This window comes from Galbibacter sp. L-19 (genome assembly GCF_056857615.1).
In genome coordinates this window covers 118676-134128 of sequence record NZ_JBSXNL010000048.1, presented here as the reverse complement: position 1 = coordinate 134128, position 15453 = coordinate 118676, and the positions used below count along the sequence as shown (strand labels likewise).

Sequence of the window (15453 nt, the reverse complement as noted above, 5' to 3'; positions counted from 1 at the left end):
TTGTAACAGATTAAATTGCTTCTATCACATATTCAACACAAAAAATACTGCAAAATAGATCCATTAGGAGTAAATCTTAAATTTATTCACGATAATTTCTTTTTTTAAAAAGCAAATAACAACTACAGAAAATTCCTTTATTGTAAAAGATAGCATAGAAATAGGTTATGGAAACCTAATCCCTATTTGGCTTTCTGTATTAAATAAAATTAATTATCCCCCATCCAACTCCTATTGGGATTAAATTTATAAAACCTGTAAATTTGAAGAAAAAGTACTATGAAGAAAAAGCATATGGGATTTGGGGGACTTATACTCATTCTTGGATTGTTTGTACTTAAACCTTTGCTCACCAACAGTATTAAAAAATATAGGTATGAGAATGAAATTCTTCCTATCCGAAAAGGAATAAAAGAGCGTATAAAGCGAGAACAACAAAGTTTCCCTGGCACTAAGGGAATTATTTATTCCCTCTCTACTTTTCCTAATCCTGAGATTGCTTATGTAACAGGCTATCAAGAAGAAAAAAATAGCGCGCTCCCCTATTTTGATTTGACAGTTGAAACTCCTTTAGGACATAGAACTTTTTCAAGAGATACTACCATTGGACAAGTGATAGGAATTTTAATAAACCATCATGACTCTATCCCTGATGAAGATAAAAACCGCATTTTTAATATTTATTACAAACTTGGTACTGATTTAATTGATAAAGAAATAAATCGTTCCGTAAGTATAATGAGAGTATATTTAAAGGATTCTTTATATGATGCCGTATTTATTGCTAATACCTTCACTAAGAATTTCAATAGTAAATCTAATGAATTAGCCAGAAAGCGACTCAAACGTATTGAGAAAGAATTAGGCACAATCAAGACTCAATATTATCAGCAGACCATTAAATAATCTCCCTATAAATTCTTTCTAAGACTTTTAATTCAAGTTAAAAACAACCCCTCCTCCAAGACTAAATTGATAAAATGTAGAGTATGTTACTACGGTAGCTTGGGGTCCATATCCATCAAAATAAAATCCACCACCAGCTCCCTGAACTGCTGAGAGCAATTGCGCTTGCATCCGAATTCCAAAATAGTCGTTCATCCAAAAAATCCCTCCTAATTTAGCTCCCCAACTAAATTTTGTTGCATCAGAGCTTCTTCCATTATCTGGATTGTCTAAGTTTGCTATTACCATTCCCGCCATTAATCCTCCATATCCTTGAAATTGAGAACTAGGTCTCGAAAAATAACGATTTGCACCCAACATTAAGTAATTTATCCCTAAATCAAAATTGGTATATTGCTCTCTTATCGTATTGTAAGTTTGATACCAAGTTGGTGAATTTGTGTCTTGACGTAAATAAGTAAATTCAAACCCCATATACGGACTCGGTTTATATTCCAGTCCTCCACCCCATTGAAAGCCTCCTTTTATTTTTCCTTCGTAATAAGCCTGATAATCATAATACGAATCGAAACTATCATCAAAAGCATAACTTCCATAAAAGTTAACATAAATATCTTGAGCTTGAGCGCTACCAATTCCTAAAAACAAAACCAATAGATAAAAGAATTTTTTCATTATTATTTTTTTTAATTACACCCTATTATATAATTCAATTTACTTTTTCTTTATTCCGAAGCGATAATTTGCCGATAGCATAATTTGGTTTCTCCCTCTTCCAACCCCAGTTTCAAGACGATACCACCAACGTTTTCCATGGTTATACTGAACCCCTAATTGTAAAGACACATGCCCTAAAGGCTCTTTCTCAAACTGATAGCCCAATGTTCTATCTCCGGGTGTTCTTCCTTCCAGCCAGTCGTCAATTTCTTTTACAATTTGATTTACAACTACCTTTTGAGCTGGTTTCAAACCATCATACCAATTATTTGCTGTATCTGAAATATCATTTTTTATTTCTTGGACTTTCCCTTTATCAACCTTAGAAAACATATCACTTATGCGAAGCTCGCCAGATGAATCTCTTGCCAAATATTGATGTTGAGCTCCTATACTAAAATTAATATTATGAAACCGTTTATGAAATCCGAAACTACGGCCTACACGAAAAGAAGTAACTGTTCCGAATACCTTATCGTCTAAAGAACTTACATCCGACCAAGTTGCATTGAAATTCAAAATAGCAAAATAATTTCCTGCTCCATATGCCAAAACAGTTCCCAATCCATAAGTATCTGCAGTGGGATTGGTTGGGATATCTAATTCGAAAGGGTTTGTTAACTTTATGGCGTTATTGCTTTCTGAATGCGCATATAAGCCATATACATTTAAGAAGGGAAACAACCAAGCTTCTAATCGTACGTTTACAACATTTGCAGTATTTTCAAAAGTTTCAAACTCCAAAAAATCCATATCTACAAATTCGGAGTCGTCCAATCTCAACGCTATATTATCAATATTTAATTTAGTGTCTTGAGCAATATAATTTACCATTATCCCAAAAGGAAGTGGCAAATCATGACCTGTTTTCTGGACTCTGTCTCCATAAATAGGTAAAACATAAGGGTAATCATGACTCATCAAACTGTCTCTATAAGCTTGATCTATCTTTCGAATAGCTAAATCTTGCCCAAAAACATCATTACAATTTACTATTGCAACAATCAATAGTAACCCTATCTTAAAAAAAAAGTCTTTTTTGATATACCTCATATATTATATTTTCACAGGAAAAATAACAGAACCAGTAATCTATTGTATAAAACCTCTCCTATAATAATATCTCCGTTTAAACAAAACTGAGAAAAATTTAAAATGAATATTTATCCTTTATTTCAAACTTGAAATATTATCCTTACTCTTCCTTACTCTTCTAAAGCATTAATTTCTTACGCCTTATTATTCTCTTTATGTATGGCATCAATCATATACTTTTCCAAAGTACCATCTCTCCCAAAGCTGTTTAAAGAATTCATTGCATCTTTCATAGAAATAGGGATAAACTCTATATCTACCTTGGCTATAAAACGTATTTCTCCTGCATCCATTCTGGGAGCATCTGGAACATAAACACTAAAAAAACCATCTTTATAACTAGTAATAAAAGCTATTCGGTAGAAGATATCTTCTTTTAAAAGAATGGATTTCCAATTATCATCATCTTTTTTTGCTGGCTTATCTCCAAGCAATCTATACTTCAACATTTGCAAACTTGGAAAAAGTAAAAACAATTTATCCTCAACTTTTTGCCCCCAATCATTCACAAGTCCTTTCTGCACTAGATATCCACTTAGATAGCAAATAAAAACTAAAATTGCTACTGTAAATATGGTTACTGTAGCAGCTCCAAAAACAGAATGAATATTAAAAATATCAACCAATTTTCTACCTAAAGGTGTAGCAAGCTTGATAGCATGTGTAATTAGAACAATAAAAATGAGTAAGGGAATTAGAAAAAATATCCCTCCTAATATTACAGCATTAGTAGATTTATTAAATATTTTCATAGTGTTTCAAGCTAAGTGATTATTTACCTTTCTAATACCTCCAAAAATCTACATAAACTGTAAATTAATCCCCGTAAATACTTGAAAAATTGGCTGAGTTCCTGCTGTTAGCATAGAATATTGCGGTTCTATAAAACAATTAATCATTGTATCATTAAGTTTAATAACTTTTCCTATCCCCAACGCTATTGGCACACTGTACGCATCATTTTTAATATCGAAATACCAAATTGGAGCTCCTCTTAAATACAATCCTTTACCTAATTGCCAAAAGTAAAAAGGTTGGAATGCTGCATTATTAGTGCTTTCTCTATCACTTTGTCCAGCAAATGAGGTTTGCCAAGTAACTAAAGCTCCATATTGGAAAATTGGAGATTTAGCAAAGAAAGCAACAAAAGCAAAACCTGCTTGCCATTTCCCTGTACCTAAGGCTTGATTAGTTGAAGTTGGCGCTGTTATTAAAGGCCCTGCACCCATAGTAGTTGTAGGGTTTGAAACAAAATTATAGGACATAAATGCATTCATATCTCCTAAACCATTTAATGTTTTTACATTTCCATTTACTTCGGGTAATCCAATAGTACTTATAGGAGTGGATACTCTTAGTAATAATTTCCCGCCAGAAAGCGGTTTAGCAAAGCGTACCCATGCAGTATTCATATATGCATCGTCTGGAGCATTTGACAATTTTGGCATGTAATAATCGTGAAAGTTCAGCGCAGTCATATTTGCAAGCGGATTGTTTGCTTGCGCCGCATTCCCCTCTGCTTCTTGAGAAAAAACTGAAATGCTTATTAAAAAGCACATAAATAAGCACACTCTTATTCTTAATGTTTTCATAACGAATTTAGATTAAGTAAAATTAACTGAAGGATTTATAGGGGGGATAATCTATATCAAAAATACAATAATATTTCTATAAAAATGATTTAGATGAAAAATAGATTTATTTTATTCATACAATTGTAATCTGTTTCTTAAATATTGAAGCTCTTCATTCATGCTTTCTACCCGATTTAACAAGTGGGAAATAGCTTCCAAGCCTTCTAAGTTTATTCCTAAATCTTGATGCAGACGCACCATTTTTTCTAGTTTAAGGAAATGATGTTCTGTAATCAAATTCCTACCTCCTTCTTTTTTAATTTGAATGATTTTTGCCTCAATAAAATGCGACACAAAAACTTCATCTACTTGATAATTCTTACAAAAATCGTGAATACTAATTCTATATTTTGTCTCCATAACTTACCACATTAAAGATCTGTCTTTTTCAATTCCTCAAAAAGTTCCCTTTGTTTTTCGGTAAGATTTGAAGGTAAATCTATCTGATAGGTAATATATAAATCTCCAAAACTCCCCTCCTTTTTATACTCAGGGAAACCCTTTCCTTTCAATTTAACTTGTTGTCCGTTTTGAACTCCGGGTGCTACTTTTAATTTAACTTTTCCATCAAAGGTTTCTGCTGTAATTTCTCCTCCTAAAACGGCAGTTGTTAAGTTTATTAGAACTGTTTTATAAAGATTTGCTTTCTCTCTCTTAAAAGGAGTATTATTTATAACTGAAAATGTAATATAAAGGTCGCCATTTGGACCGCCATTACTTCCAGTAGCTCCATGCCCTTTTATTTTTATTGTCTGTCCGTTTTCAATCCCCGCAGGTATTGTTATTCGGATTTTCTTATTGTTAACGGTTAAAGTTTGTTTTTGAGAGGTATACACATCTCGTAGTTGCAATTGTAGTTCAGCATTAAAATCTTGACCACGAAAGGCTGTTTGCCTTCGCTGATTTCTAAAACCTCCTCCTCCAAACATCGATTCAAAAAAATCTGAAAAGTCTTCATCAGTAGCGCCTCCACTATAAGAATATGAATCTCCAGAGGCATATTGTTGACTACTTTGCTGTTGAGTCTTCGCTTTTTCAAATTCTTCAGCATGCTGCCAATCTTTTCCGTACTCGTCGTATTTTTTACGCTTTTCTGGGTCGCTTAAAACCTCATTAGCTTCATTGAGTCTTTTAAATTTTAACTCAGCTTCTTTATTATTAGGATTTAAATCTGGATGGTATTTCCTTGCTTGTTTTCTATATGCCTTTTTTATTTCGGCTATAGTAGCACTTTTATCAATTTCTAAAATTTTGTAATAATCAATAAATTCCATACTTCCGAGAAGATTAATTTTGAAATTACGCTAAATGTGTAACTTAAATTTACGGATTTATTTTGAATCTAGAAATCCTATTAATCAGTATTGAATTTAATTTTGTATGCCCGCTTATATGTTTCAACAGTATCAATATCTATTACCAAATCATCAGCTTGAAAGGTTTCTACATCTTGAAAGTGAGATTTTATAATATGTTTTGCACCAGTATCTGTATCCAACTTCTTTAAATCCTCAAAATATTCAGCAGAAAAAATTGCAGGCACCCCTACACTTCCAGCAAAGCGAGAAGCTATAATATTTTTTTCTCCTGAATTAAAACTATTTATTAATTCTTTTAAATAATAAGAAGTTACAAAAGGCTGATCTGCCAACATAATTAATACCCCATCAAAATCTAATTTTTGAAGCGTTCCAACCCCAAAAGCAATAGAACTTCCAAGGCCTTGCTCCCAATCTTTATGGTATAAAGCTTCCGCATTCAAAGTTATTTTTTGCTGAATTAACTCGGCATTAGCTCCCAAAACCACAAATAATGATGCATTTTCCACATTTACAGCTGTAGAAACTGCATTTTCTAATAATGTTTCTTTGCCCCATTTCAAGAGTTGCTTAGGAGTTCCCATTCTTTTGGAAGCCCCTGCACTTAGAATTAAAATAGCTACTTTTTTCATTGAAAAGCTTTAAAACCTATATTTCTTTTTCTTCAGAATGTATTCTTCCTTTTTTGTCTTTCAACAAATAAACTTCCTCTTTTCTTACTACAGCCAATATTTCTGCAATAATAGAAACTGCTATTTCCTGAGGGGTTTCTGCTCCAATATTAATTCCTGCTGGGGCATGGATCTTTTCAAAAAATAATGAATCTATAGCTGGATTATGCTCTAATATTTCTTGAAAAAGCTTTTCTCTACGTCTAGCTGGTCCTAAAATTCCGAGATATTTTAAATTTAAATCTGTTAACCTTAAAAGGTATTGTAAATCTTTGGAATAACTATGCGTCATTAAAACAACCGCAGTTTCCTTATCTATTATATTTTGGTTGAATGTTTGCGGACTCACATTTTCTATATGCTTTGCTCCAGGGAAATTTAATAAAGTTTTTGGGTCGCTCTCAGGGGCAACTATAGTTACTTCCCAACCATTTAATGACGCTAGAACACCTAATTGAACCGCATCATGCTCGGCGCCAATAAGTACTAATTTTAAGGACGGTTTTAATTTTTGATTAAAAACTTCTAAACCTTCCTTAACCTTATTGTCTTTATTATCCTCATTTAAATAAAACTGATTTTCATCATCAAAAACAACACAAGAACCAAAATTTACATTCTCCTCATCTGTCCTTTTAAAATATGAAGTAATGTAAAATGCTTGTCTATTATCCAATACTTTTTCAAAAGCTTGTAAGAAATGTTTTTGTAATGATAAAGGTTCTATTAATATATATAAAATCCCTTCACAACCTAATCGGTAACGCCCATCATATGTCATTATTTTAGGAATTCGGGTAGTAAAAACCGACTGACTCTGACGAAGAATTTCTTTTTCAACACATCCGCCACTAACTGCGCCTGTCATTTTACCATCTTCTCGAATAAGCATTCTAACGCCAGGCCTCCTATACGACGAGCCTTCCATAGCTACTACAGTTGCTAAAACCGACTTTAAGTTTTTCGATTTCGCCTTTAAATAACTTTCTATTATTTGCTTAAATTCATGCGTCATAACACATTATCTGGTTGCTATAAATGGAGCCACTTCTTCTTTTTTATACAATTCTTTATTTGGAGAAAGTGCTATAAATCCATCTGTATGTGCTAAGCTCATTAAATCTCCAGAACCATTCTCTTTTATTGGAAAAGCATACGTAATTCCATTTTTACTTTCAATTTTTACTCTAACAAAAAGGGTTAATTTTGTAGGGTTAAAAAAATCTTCTCCTAGAACAATATTTTCTTTTTCGTTCTCTATTCCAAGCGACTCATAAAGCCAATCTTTAAAATACACATAATAATTAGCAAAGGTAGAAACAGGGTTTCCAGGAAATGAAAAAACAACGGTGTTTGTTTCTTTATGGATTCCAAACCAAAAAGGTTTTCCTGGCCTTTGGGCAACCCGATGAAATATTTTTTCTACCCCCAACTCTTCAAAAGCTTCGGGGATAAAATCAAATTTCCCTTTAGACACTCCACCACTCAACATTAAAACATTATTGGTGCGCAATAATTCATTTAAACCATTTTTTATTTCCTCCTTATCATCATTTAAATGTACATGCGTTGCTAGTATATTTTCTTCCTCTAACAAAGCATGCAGCGAAAGCATGTTTGAGTTTCTAATTTGATGTGGTTTGGGAGTTTCATGTACTGCCACTAACTCATTTCCTGTTGATATTAAAGCAATTTTTGGTAACTTTTTAACCCTTACCTCTACTTTTCCTACGGAAGCTAAAATCCCAATCTCAGCAGCTGTAATTTTTGTATTCTTCATAATTACAACAGCGCCTTGCTCAACGTCGGTTCCTTGCCTGTGGATATTTTGTCCTTTTTTTATTTCTGAATTAACAATTGCGCTTCCATTTTCAATAGTAATATCTTCATACATTACAACGGTATCTGCATTTTCTGGAAGCACCGCTCCCGTCATTATTTCCAAACAGTCATTAGTATTATTTAATTTTACTTTTGGAGTACCAGCTGCAATAATTCCCTGAATTTTAAATTGTTTTTTAGTGTTCTCTCCCGCTCCATAATTAATTGCAATTCCGTCTTTTGTAGCACGATGAAACGGAGGAAAATCTCGATCGGCTAAAATATCTTCAGCTAAAATTCTTCCTAAACTATTGGTAAAAAAAACATTCTCTTCTTCAAAAGAAAGTAGTTTTTCCATCACTTTTTTATGTGCTTCTTCAAAAGAAATCATACCTTTTTTATTTAAAAATCAATTAATCCAAGTCCGTTATTTAATAAAACACGGACTCCTACAATAAACACTAAAATAGCTGTGAGTAATTTTATTCCACGACCACTTAATTTATTTAAACTAATTCGGATTCCTATTTGTCCTCCTATAAAAACCACTGCCAAAAGCACCAACCCTTCCTTCCACGGAAAAACAAACATTCCGTTAGAAACTAAGCCTGCAACTCCAGAGATAGAATTTACCAAAATGAAAAAACTAGCTAAAGCTGCTATTTTGATAGACGATTCCCATCGCATGTGGTTTAAAATTGGGGCTAAAAATATTCCCCCTCCAATACCTACAAGTCCTGATAAAAATCCGATACCAGCTCCCAAAATATAAGTTACCCAAATTGGATACTTCTTTGCTGTAAGCCTTGTTTTTCGTTGTCGTTCCTTTATACTTTGTGTAACTAATAAAATTGCAGAAGTCATTAAAGCCACTCCTAAAATGATAAAAAACACATATTCTTTAAGCCGAAAAGATGCCCCTATAAATGCTAGAGGAATACTAGTAGCCACAAACGGAATAAACTTTTTGACATCAAAATGTCCATTTTTGTAATACAGATAAGTACTCCCAGAAACCACAATTAAATTACACACAAGCGCTACGGAACGGATTACAAAAAAACTTGCAAAAAACAGGGTCAATAATGCTAAATAACTACTTCCCCCACCAAATCCTACCGAAGAATATAGCACTGCAATTATAAAAAAACATAAGGCTAAAATACTAAGAGATTCAGGTGTTAACTGCATGTTTTAAATAATTATTTAAACCACCCTCTAATTCAAGGAAAGTGGTGTTTATTTTATCTTTTAATTGCACTAAGGCTTTTCCACTTCTAACGCCAGATTGACAAACTAAATACACAGGTTTAGAGCTATCAATTTCTGAAATTCTCTCGGAAAGTTCCTGCAAAGGGATGTTCTTCGAAGTATCAAAATGAAAATCTTCAAACTCTAAAGGGGTTCTTACGTCTATAATTTGAAGAGGTTTTTTCTGATTTAATAAAGTCGAAAAATCTTCCGCAGAAATTACAGCATCAACATCACAAGAAACATTTTCATAAGTTGCTTCTAGCGCTGTTCGTTTTAAATTTTCTTGTTGAGCGTCAAAAGTTATTTTTTGATATTGTTGACTTAACCCATCAAAAATAAGTAATGTTCCCGACAATGGCTTTCCTATTCCAGTAATCACTTTTACTGCTTCTAAAGCTTGTAAATTTCCTATAATTCCGGGTACTATTCCCAAAACTCCATTTTCATTGCAATCTGGCATTTCTCCTTTGCTTGGCATGGTTGGAAATAAACAACGATATGTAGGCCCACTTTTGTAATTAAAAACACTTACCTGACCTTCAAACTCGTGTAAAGCCCCATAAACAAAAGGCTTATTTAACAACACACAAGCATCGTTAATTAAATACCGCGTTGGAAAATTATCGGTTGCATCTATAACAAGGTCGTAATTTTTTATAATTCCTAATGCATTGTCCTTATGTAAAAAAGTATCGTATGCATTGATTTTAGTTTCAGAATTCTGAGCCTCTAGTTTTTGCTTTATAACAGCTAACTTTGAGAGTCCAACATCTCCTTCTCCGTATATAACTTGTCTTTGTAAATTGGAAAGGTCTATGGTATCGCTTTCCACAATCCCTAAAACTCCAACTCCCATAGCATTAAGGTATTGCAGTACAGGAACTCCTAATCCACCAGCACCAACCACTAAAACTTTGGCTTGTTTTAGTTTCTCTTGAGCTTTAACACCAAAACCCTTCAATAAAGTTTGTCTTATGTATCTATTAGCATTCAATTTCTTACTTATTTTTCAGTTTTTTCACAACTTCTATACGTTGTTTTTCTTCATTTACATTTAAAAGTACGTCATCTTGAAGTGGTTTCACAATTTTGACATTACTATTCCTCAAAAACTTTATTGGAGCGAACGATTTTTGCGCTGCAATAAAAACCTCAGCTTGCTTTAAACCCTCGGCCTCCCAAATAGCACACAGAGGCTCGGGCATTTCTTTAGTGGAAGCAGTAAAAACCGTTGCAATACTATTTACGTCTCTTTCTACAATTAATTGCTTTATGGCACGCTTATTTATTAAAGGCAAATCGCAGGCAATGATAAGCCAAGCACTATTTTTATCAAAATGATGCGCACTTAAAATCCCGTTAAAAGGACCTTTATACACATCTTCATCTATTATTAATTTTTCTTCGGAAGTAAATTCGTTTTCTTGCTCTTTACGGATGCTAATATAGGCTTCATCACAAACCTCTTTTAGCAATTTATAAAGGTATGTACGTTGAGGAACTCCGTGGTATGCAATCAAGCCTTTATCTGTTTTCATTCGGGTACTCAATCCCCCCGCCAATACCAATCCATATAATTTACCTGTTGAAGTCACTTTTTCCTCCCGATTTTTTCTCAAGCTGAATATTGGCAATTTTTATATCGTGAGAAAGCGCCTTACACATATCATAAATTGTAAGTGCACTCACCGAAACACCTGTTAACGCCTCCATTTCTACCCCTGTACGCTCCGTACATTTTACAGTACAATTAATAATAAACGAAGTTTTTTTAGGTTTAATATCAATCTGAATTTTAGACAAAGCTAACTGATGGCAAAGCGGAATTAAATCGGCCGTTTTTTTTACCGCTTGAATTCCTGCAATTACTGCTGTCTGAATTATGCTTCCTTTTTTATTTGAAAACTGATTTTTCTCTAATTCTGAAAAAACCTCAGCAGGAAAAATAACTTCTCCAGAAGCAGTTGCTACTCTTGCTGTTACTTCTTTAGTAGAAACATCCACCATAGTTGCCTCTCCAGCTTCATTTATATGTGATAATTTACCCATTTTTTGTTTTTAGCAGGTAGTATAAAGTATCAAGTACGAAGTATTAAGATTCTAGACTTTACTTGTCTTTGCTCTATATTTTTCACTCTAAATACTTGATAATTAATACTTTATTCTAAATACTTTTATCTCTTTGCTCTTTACTCTAAATACTTCGTACTTGATACTTTGTACTTAATACTTTATTCTAAACACTTTGCACTTCAAAAACTACCCTCCAATTGAGGTCATCGAATTATTAAAAACACCTTTGTATTTTTCTTGTTCTTCAAAGCCTGTTTTAGAACGACTTCCTATGGTTGCTAGAATATGTTGTTTTATTTTTTCTTCTGAATTTTCACTTCTTAATAGGGTTCTAATATTCATCCTTGGTTTTCCGTACAGGCAAGTAATAACATCTCCAGTAGCAGAAATCCGTAGGCGATTGCAACTTCCGCAAAATGTTCTCGAAAAAGACGGGATAAGCCCAAAAGTTCCTTTATAATCTTTGATTTTATAATTTATAGAGGTAGATGTTTTTTCTGAAACTAATTTTTCAATCGCATCAAAACGATTGGCAATATGCTCATAAATAGCTTTATAGTCCCATTTAATAGTATTGAAGCTTTTTGAACCTCCATTAAAAGGCATTTCTTCCAAAAACCGAACTGAGACATTGTAATATTTTGTGAGTTCTACTAATGGAATAATCTCTTCAATATTCTGCCCCTCTAAGGCAATACAATTAATCCGCACATTAAAACCTTCAGAAATCAATTTTATAAGGTTTTCATAAACCGTTTCATACTGATTTCTTCTGGTTATTCTCTCAAAAACATCTTTATTTATAGCATCTAAACTTACATTGATGTTTTTTATTCCTAAGGACTTTAATTCGTTTATATAGGGTCCAATTAAAGTAGCATTGGTAGTAACAGAAATATCGTCTAAACCTTCTAAAGAAGCTAAATGACGAAATAAAACCATTAAATCTTTTCTAACAAAAGGCTCCCCGCCTGTTAATCTAATTTTATTAATCCCTTGAGAAACCATTATACTACTCAACCTACAAAGCTCCTCCATTGAAAATAAATCTTTGCGCTTTGCAAAATCAATCCCTTCTTCTGGCATACAATAATTGCAACGTAAATTGCAACGGTCTGTAACCGCCAATCTTAAATAATTTATAACTCTATTATGGTTGTCTATTAACATATAATTTTTTAATAGCTTCATAAAATCATCCGCCACTAACTGGAGGAATCAGTGCAATTTCATCATCAATTGTGATATTATCTTCTTTTTGCGCATACTTATTATTTACAGCAATTGCCAACGAAGAAAGTTTTTTGAGTGCTGGATACTGCTCCATCAGAAAAAGCCTAAGCTGCTGTACAGTTTTTATTTTTTCTTCCGCAGAAATATATAAAGAAGCATCTCCAACTATCTCTCTTGTGATCCCAAAAAGTAAAATATTCATAATTGACACTTCGTTTTCTTATTGACTCGGCAATTGGTATTTAATACATCAAGGCAATTTACACCTCCAATAATAATGGTTAAGTTAACCAAAAACAAAAGATTAGATTAAATTTTTCAGCTTATTTAACACTAAAAATGTACTTCTTTAAATTTATAAATGCTTTTTGCTCGATAATCAAAGTTTAACGCTCCAATACTTACATAACATTTTACTTTTTCAAAAGTGATTTCGACAAATCCTCAAGAGATTTTCCCTTTGTTTCTGGCATTAAAAAGATTACAAATAACAATTGTAAAATCATCATTCCAGCAAAGAAATAGAATATTGGCGCTGGCCCTACAACTTCTGTAAAGTAAGGGAAAAAGTTTGTTATCAATGCTGCAAAAATCCAATGTGTAGAACTTCCTAAAGACATTCCGTAAGCTCTTACTTTATTTGGGAATATTTCAGAAATAAAAACCCAAATTACAGCTCCTTGACCAATAGCATGAGATGCAATAAATATAAATGATAATATAGGCACTATGCTCCCTTCAGTATTTCCTGTATCAAAAGCTCTTCCTATAAAAAATAACGAAATAATATACCCGATAGAACCAATATACATAAGCTTTTTTCGTCCGCTTCTATCTATTAGATACATTCCAACAAGGGTAAATATTAAATTTATAATCCCAATTCCTACCGTAGAAAACATTGAAGATTCACTCCCCAGCCCAGCATCTCTAAATATTCTTGGTGCATAATAAATTACAGAGTTAATTCCTGAAAGCTGATTAAAAAATGCAAATAAGAATGCCAAGAGAATAACAAAACTATATTTCTTAGATAAAAACCTTTCTTTAAGTGATGTTTTAGTTGCATCCATTGCTGCGGAGGCTTTTATTTCCTGTAATTCCGCTTCATAATTATCATTATTAATTAATTTTAAAGTCTGTAGTGCTTCTTCTTCGGCATTGTGTTTTAACAACACCCACCTTGGGCTTCTTGGGAGTTTTCTTACTAAAAGTGCAAAAGCTAAAGCTGGAATTGCTTCTACTCCCAACATCCATCTCCAAGCATTTTCTAAATTTAGTAAGCTAATAACATAATTAGACACATAAGCCATTAAAATACCTAAAACTAGATTTAATTGAAAAGACGCTACTAATTTCCCTCTATTTTGCGCTTGAGAAATTTCTGAAATATAAATAGGCGCTGTTACAGAGGATGCTCCAACAGCAATTCCTCCAATAAATCTAAAGATTACAAAGGAGTATATATCTAATGCTAAAGCTGAACCTATGGCCGATACGAGAAACAAAATTGCAATCCAAAAAAGGGTTTTTCTTCTTCCATATTTATCCGAAGGAAATCCTCCAAAAATAGCTCCTATTAATGTACCGTAAAGCGCAACTGCAATTGCAAAACCATGCATCAAGTCGCTTAAACCCCATGTTTGCTGTATTGATTGTTCTGCTCCAGAAATTACTGCGGTATCAAAACCAAATAAAAAACCACCAAGCGAGATGATGATGGCCCATTGTAATACTTTACTCATTCTAAGTTTTCATTTTGAAGCATACTATTCCTTCCGAAACAGAAATGCTTCTGGTTGACTGGTTTTAAAGGTAAGAATTCTATTGAAGTTCCAAAGCCTTTTTTAAATCTAGCTCCGCAACAGAATTTATTATCAAATCTGGTTTAAATGCATAATCGTTTAAATCGTTTTCTTTAGAAACTCCAGAAAGCGTCAAAATAGTAGTATATCCTAATTGGACACCTCCTAAAATATCGGTATCCATTGTATCTCCAATTATAATAGTCTCTCGAGCTTCTAAACCTAGATACTTTCTTGCAGAACGCATCATTACGGGGCTCGGTTTCCCTACAGAAAAAGCTTTTTTTCCAGTAGCTTCTTCAATCATGGCAACAATAGCTTTTATTCCTAAATTAGACCATCCCTTTTTCATAGGAGATGGATCTAAATTGGTAGCTATTAATTTTGCTCCTGAGAGGATCATATCTACTGCATTGTTTACCATTTCTAAAGTGAAGTTTCTTCCTTCTCCAACCACCACAAAATCTGGATTTTGATTTACTAATGTATATCCGTGTTGATGTAAACTGCTTATTAATCCACCTTCACCTAAAACATAAGCTGTTCCGTTTGGGTTCATAAAAGATAAAAAATAAGCCGTAGCCATTGCGCTTGTATAGACGTTTTCTTCTTTTATTTTTATCCCCATCCTCGCCACTTTATTTACTGTGTCTAAAGGGGTACGCTGACTATTATTGGTCATAAACAAAAAAGGGATATTCTCTTTTTGCAATGTTTTTATAAATTTATCAGCGCCAGGAATTAAGGTGTCATTACCATAAATTACACCATCCATATCAATTAAAAATCCTTTCTTCATCTTAGAATCTCTTTATTTCTTTTACTTTTACTTATGCAACTAAATTACAATTTAATATTTTTCTCTTGTAAGAAATAGCAATAAAAACGTCCAATACTACTAGGATTTCACAAAATCAATATTTAT

The 15453-nt window shown here is 33.0% G+C and carries 18 protein-coding genes; 1 reads left to right on the top strand and 17 read right to left on the bottom strand.

The features are described 5' to 3' along the window. Window positions 1-279: 279 nt before the first annotated feature. Window positions 280-906: a hypothetical protein gene (locus tag AC13CQ_RS07520; RefSeq protein WP_337899730.1), complete on the top strand. Its 627-nt coding sequence runs from the start codon at window positions 280-282 to the stop codon at window positions 904-906. A 27-nt stretch (window positions 907-933) separates the two neighbouring features. Here AC13CQ_RS07520 and AC13CQ_RS07515 read toward each other — a convergent pair whose 3' ends face one another. The 17 genes from AC13CQ_RS07515 to AC13CQ_RS07435 all read right to left on the bottom strand — a co-directional run bounded on the left by AC13CQ_RS07515 (window position 934) and on the right by AC13CQ_RS07435 (window position 15327). Beyond that, window positions 934-1581: a hypothetical protein gene (locus AC13CQ_RS07515; RefSeq protein ID WP_474506643.1), complete on the bottom strand. Its 648-nt coding sequence runs from the start codon at window positions 1579-1581 to the stop codon at window positions 934-936. A 39-nt stretch (window positions 1582-1620) separates the two neighbouring features. Continuing rightward, entirely contained in the window at window positions 1621-2676 is a 1056-nt protein-coding gene (locus AC13CQ_RS07510) for a hypothetical protein (RefSeq protein ID WP_474506644.1), read from the bottom strand. A 176-nt stretch (window positions 2677-2852) separates the two neighbouring features. Then, the gene (locus AC13CQ_RS07505) at window positions 2853-3470 is read right to left on the bottom strand and encodes a DUF502 domain-containing protein (RefSeq protein ID WP_008610645.1); all 618 of its coding nucleotides are present in this window, start codon (window positions 3468-3470) and stop codon (window positions 2853-2855) included. 48 nt (window positions 3471-3518) lie between these two features. Beyond that, window positions 3519-4310 carry a hypothetical protein gene (locus tag AC13CQ_RS07500; protein ID WP_335588795.1) on the bottom strand — a complete coding sequence of 264 codons (792 nt, stop codon included), beginning with the start codon at window positions 4308-4310 and terminating at the stop codon, window positions 3519-3521. A 111-nt stretch (window positions 4311-4421) separates the two neighbouring features. After that, window positions 4422-4712: a chaperone modulator CbpM gene (locus AC13CQ_RS07495; protein ID WP_335588796.1), complete on the bottom strand. Its 291-nt coding sequence runs from the start codon at window positions 4710-4712 to the stop codon at window positions 4422-4424. 11 nt (window positions 4713-4723) lie between these two features. Beyond that, entirely contained in the window at window positions 4724-5626 is a 903-nt protein-coding gene (locus AC13CQ_RS07490; protein WP_474506645.1) for a DnaJ C-terminal domain-containing protein, read from the bottom strand. 80 nt (window positions 5627-5706) lie between these two features. Continuing rightward, a complete protein-coding gene (locus AC13CQ_RS07485; RefSeq protein ID WP_474506646.1) occupies window positions 5707-6303 on the bottom strand; it encodes a nucleotidyltransferase family protein in 597 nt (198 codons plus the stop codon). Window positions 6304-6319: 16 nt separating this feature from the next. Further along, window positions 6320-7357, bottom strand: a complete 1038-nt coding sequence (locus AC13CQ_RS07480; protein ID WP_474506647.1) for an XdhC family protein — start codon at window positions 7355-7357, stop codon at window positions 6320-6322. A gap of 6 nt (window positions 7358-7363) precedes the next feature. Beyond that, on the bottom strand, window positions 7364-8554 hold the full coding sequence (locus tag AC13CQ_RS07475) for a molybdopterin molybdotransferase MoeA (RefSeq protein WP_474506648.1): 1191 nt from the start codon (window positions 8552-8554) through the stop codon (window positions 7364-7366). An 11-nt stretch (window positions 8555-8565) separates the two neighbouring features. Then, on the bottom strand, window positions 8566-9354 hold the full coding sequence (locus AC13CQ_RS07470) for a sulfite exporter TauE/SafE family protein (protein ID WP_008610652.1): 789 nt from the start codon (window positions 9352-9354) through the stop codon (window positions 8566-8568). Beyond that, a complete protein-coding gene (locus tag AC13CQ_RS07465; RefSeq protein WP_474506649.1) occupies window positions 9338-10411 on the bottom strand; it encodes a ThiF family adenylyltransferase in 1074 nt (357 codons plus the stop codon). The genes AC13CQ_RS07470 and AC13CQ_RS07465 overlap by 17 nt, the downstream gene beginning before the upstream one ends. Before the next feature lie 4 nt (window positions 10412-10415). After that, window positions 10416-11012: a molybdenum cofactor guanylyltransferase gene (gene mobA, locus AC13CQ_RS07460; RefSeq protein ID WP_456867816.1), complete on the bottom strand. Its 597-nt coding sequence runs from the start codon at window positions 11010-11012 to the stop codon at window positions 10416-10418. Beyond that, complete coding sequence (gene moaC, locus AC13CQ_RS07455; protein ID WP_008610655.1) at window positions 10996-11466, bottom strand: cyclic pyranopterin monophosphate synthase MoaC; 471 nt, start codon at window positions 11464-11466, stop codon at window positions 10996-10998. The genes mobA and moaC overlap by 17 nt, the downstream gene beginning before the upstream one ends. Window positions 11467-11676: 210 nt before the next feature. Continuing rightward, on the bottom strand, window positions 11677-12660 hold the full coding sequence (gene moaA, locus AC13CQ_RS07450) for a GTP 3',8-cyclase MoaA (RefSeq protein WP_335588600.1): 984 nt from the start codon (window positions 12658-12660) through the stop codon (window positions 11677-11679). Window positions 12661-12685: 25 nt separating this feature from the next. Further along, entirely contained in the window at window positions 12686-12925 is a 240-nt protein-coding gene (gene moaD / locus AC13CQ_RS07445; protein WP_474506650.1) for a molybdopterin converting factor subunit 1, read from the bottom strand. A gap of 211 nt (window positions 12926-13136) precedes the next feature. Next, a complete protein-coding gene (locus tag AC13CQ_RS07440; protein WP_337899739.1) occupies window positions 13137-14468 on the bottom strand; it encodes a sugar porter family MFS transporter in 1332 nt (443 codons plus the stop codon). Window positions 14469-14547: 79 nt separating this feature from the next. After that, a complete protein-coding gene (locus AC13CQ_RS07435; RefSeq protein ID WP_335588594.1) occupies window positions 14548-15327 on the bottom strand; it encodes an HAD-IIA family hydrolase in 780 nt (259 codons plus the stop codon). Window positions 15328-15453 lie beyond the last annotated feature (126 nt).

Excerpts from the sequence above, each read along its gene's own strand:
- moaC (WP_008610655.1), bottom strand. The coding sequence starts at position 11,466 with ATGGGTAAATTATCACATATAAATGAAGCTGGAGAGGCAACTATGGTG.
- AC13CQ_RS07435 (WP_335588594.1), bottom strand. The coding sequence starts at position 15,327 with ATGAAGAAAGGATTTTTAATTGATATGGATGGTGTAATTTATGGTAAT.
- AC13CQ_RS07490 (WP_474506645.1), bottom strand. The coding sequence starts at position 5,626 with ATGGAATTTATTGATTATTACAAAATTTTAGAAATTGATAAAAGTGCT.
- moaA (WP_335588600.1), bottom strand. The coding sequence starts at position 12,660 with ATGTTAATAGACAACCATAATAGAGTTATAAATTATTTAAGATTGGCG.
- AC13CQ_RS07440 (WP_337899739.1), bottom strand. The coding sequence starts at position 14,468 with ATGAGTAAAGTATTACAATGGGCCATCATCATCTCGCTTGGTGGTTTT.
- AC13CQ_RS07480 (WP_474506647.1), bottom strand. The coding sequence starts at position 7,357 with ATGACGCATGAATTTAAGCAAATAATAGAAAGTTATTTAAAGGCGAAA.
- AC13CQ_RS07510 (WP_474506644.1), bottom strand. The coding sequence starts at position 2,676 with ATGAGGTATATCAAAAAAGACTTTTTTTTTAAGATAGGGTTACTATTG.
- AC13CQ_RS07485 (WP_474506646.1), bottom strand. The coding sequence starts at position 6,303 with ATGAAAAAAGTAGCTATTTTAATTCTAAGTGCAGGGGCTTCCAAAAGA.
- AC13CQ_RS07495 (WP_335588796.1), bottom strand. The coding sequence starts at position 4,712 with ATGGAGACAAAATATAGAATTAGTATTCACGATTTTTGTAAGAATTAT.
- moaD (WP_474506650.1), bottom strand. The coding sequence starts at position 12,925 with ATGAATATTTTACTTTTTGGGATCACAAGAGAGATAGTTGGAGATGCT.
- AC13CQ_RS07520 (WP_337899730.1), top strand. The coding sequence starts at position 280 with ATGAAGAAAAAGCATATGGGATTTGGGGGACTTATACTCATTCTTGGA.
- AC13CQ_RS07515 (WP_474506643.1), bottom strand. The coding sequence starts at position 1,581 with ATGAAAAAATTCTTTTATCTATTGGTTTTGTTTTTAGGAATTGGTAGC.
- AC13CQ_RS07500 (WP_335588795.1), bottom strand. The coding sequence starts at position 4,310 with ATGAAAACATTAAGAATAAGAGTGTGCTTATTTATGTGCTTTTTAATA.
- AC13CQ_RS07470 (WP_008610652.1), bottom strand. The coding sequence starts at position 9,354 with ATGCAGTTAACACCTGAATCTCTTAGTATTTTAGCCTTATGTTTTTTT.
- AC13CQ_RS07475 (WP_474506648.1), bottom strand. The coding sequence starts at position 8,554 with ATGATTTCTTTTGAAGAAGCACATAAAAAAGTGATGGAAAAACTACTT.
- AC13CQ_RS07505 (WP_008610645.1), bottom strand. The coding sequence starts at position 3,470 with ATGAAAATATTTAATAAATCTACTAATGCTGTAATATTAGGAGGGATA.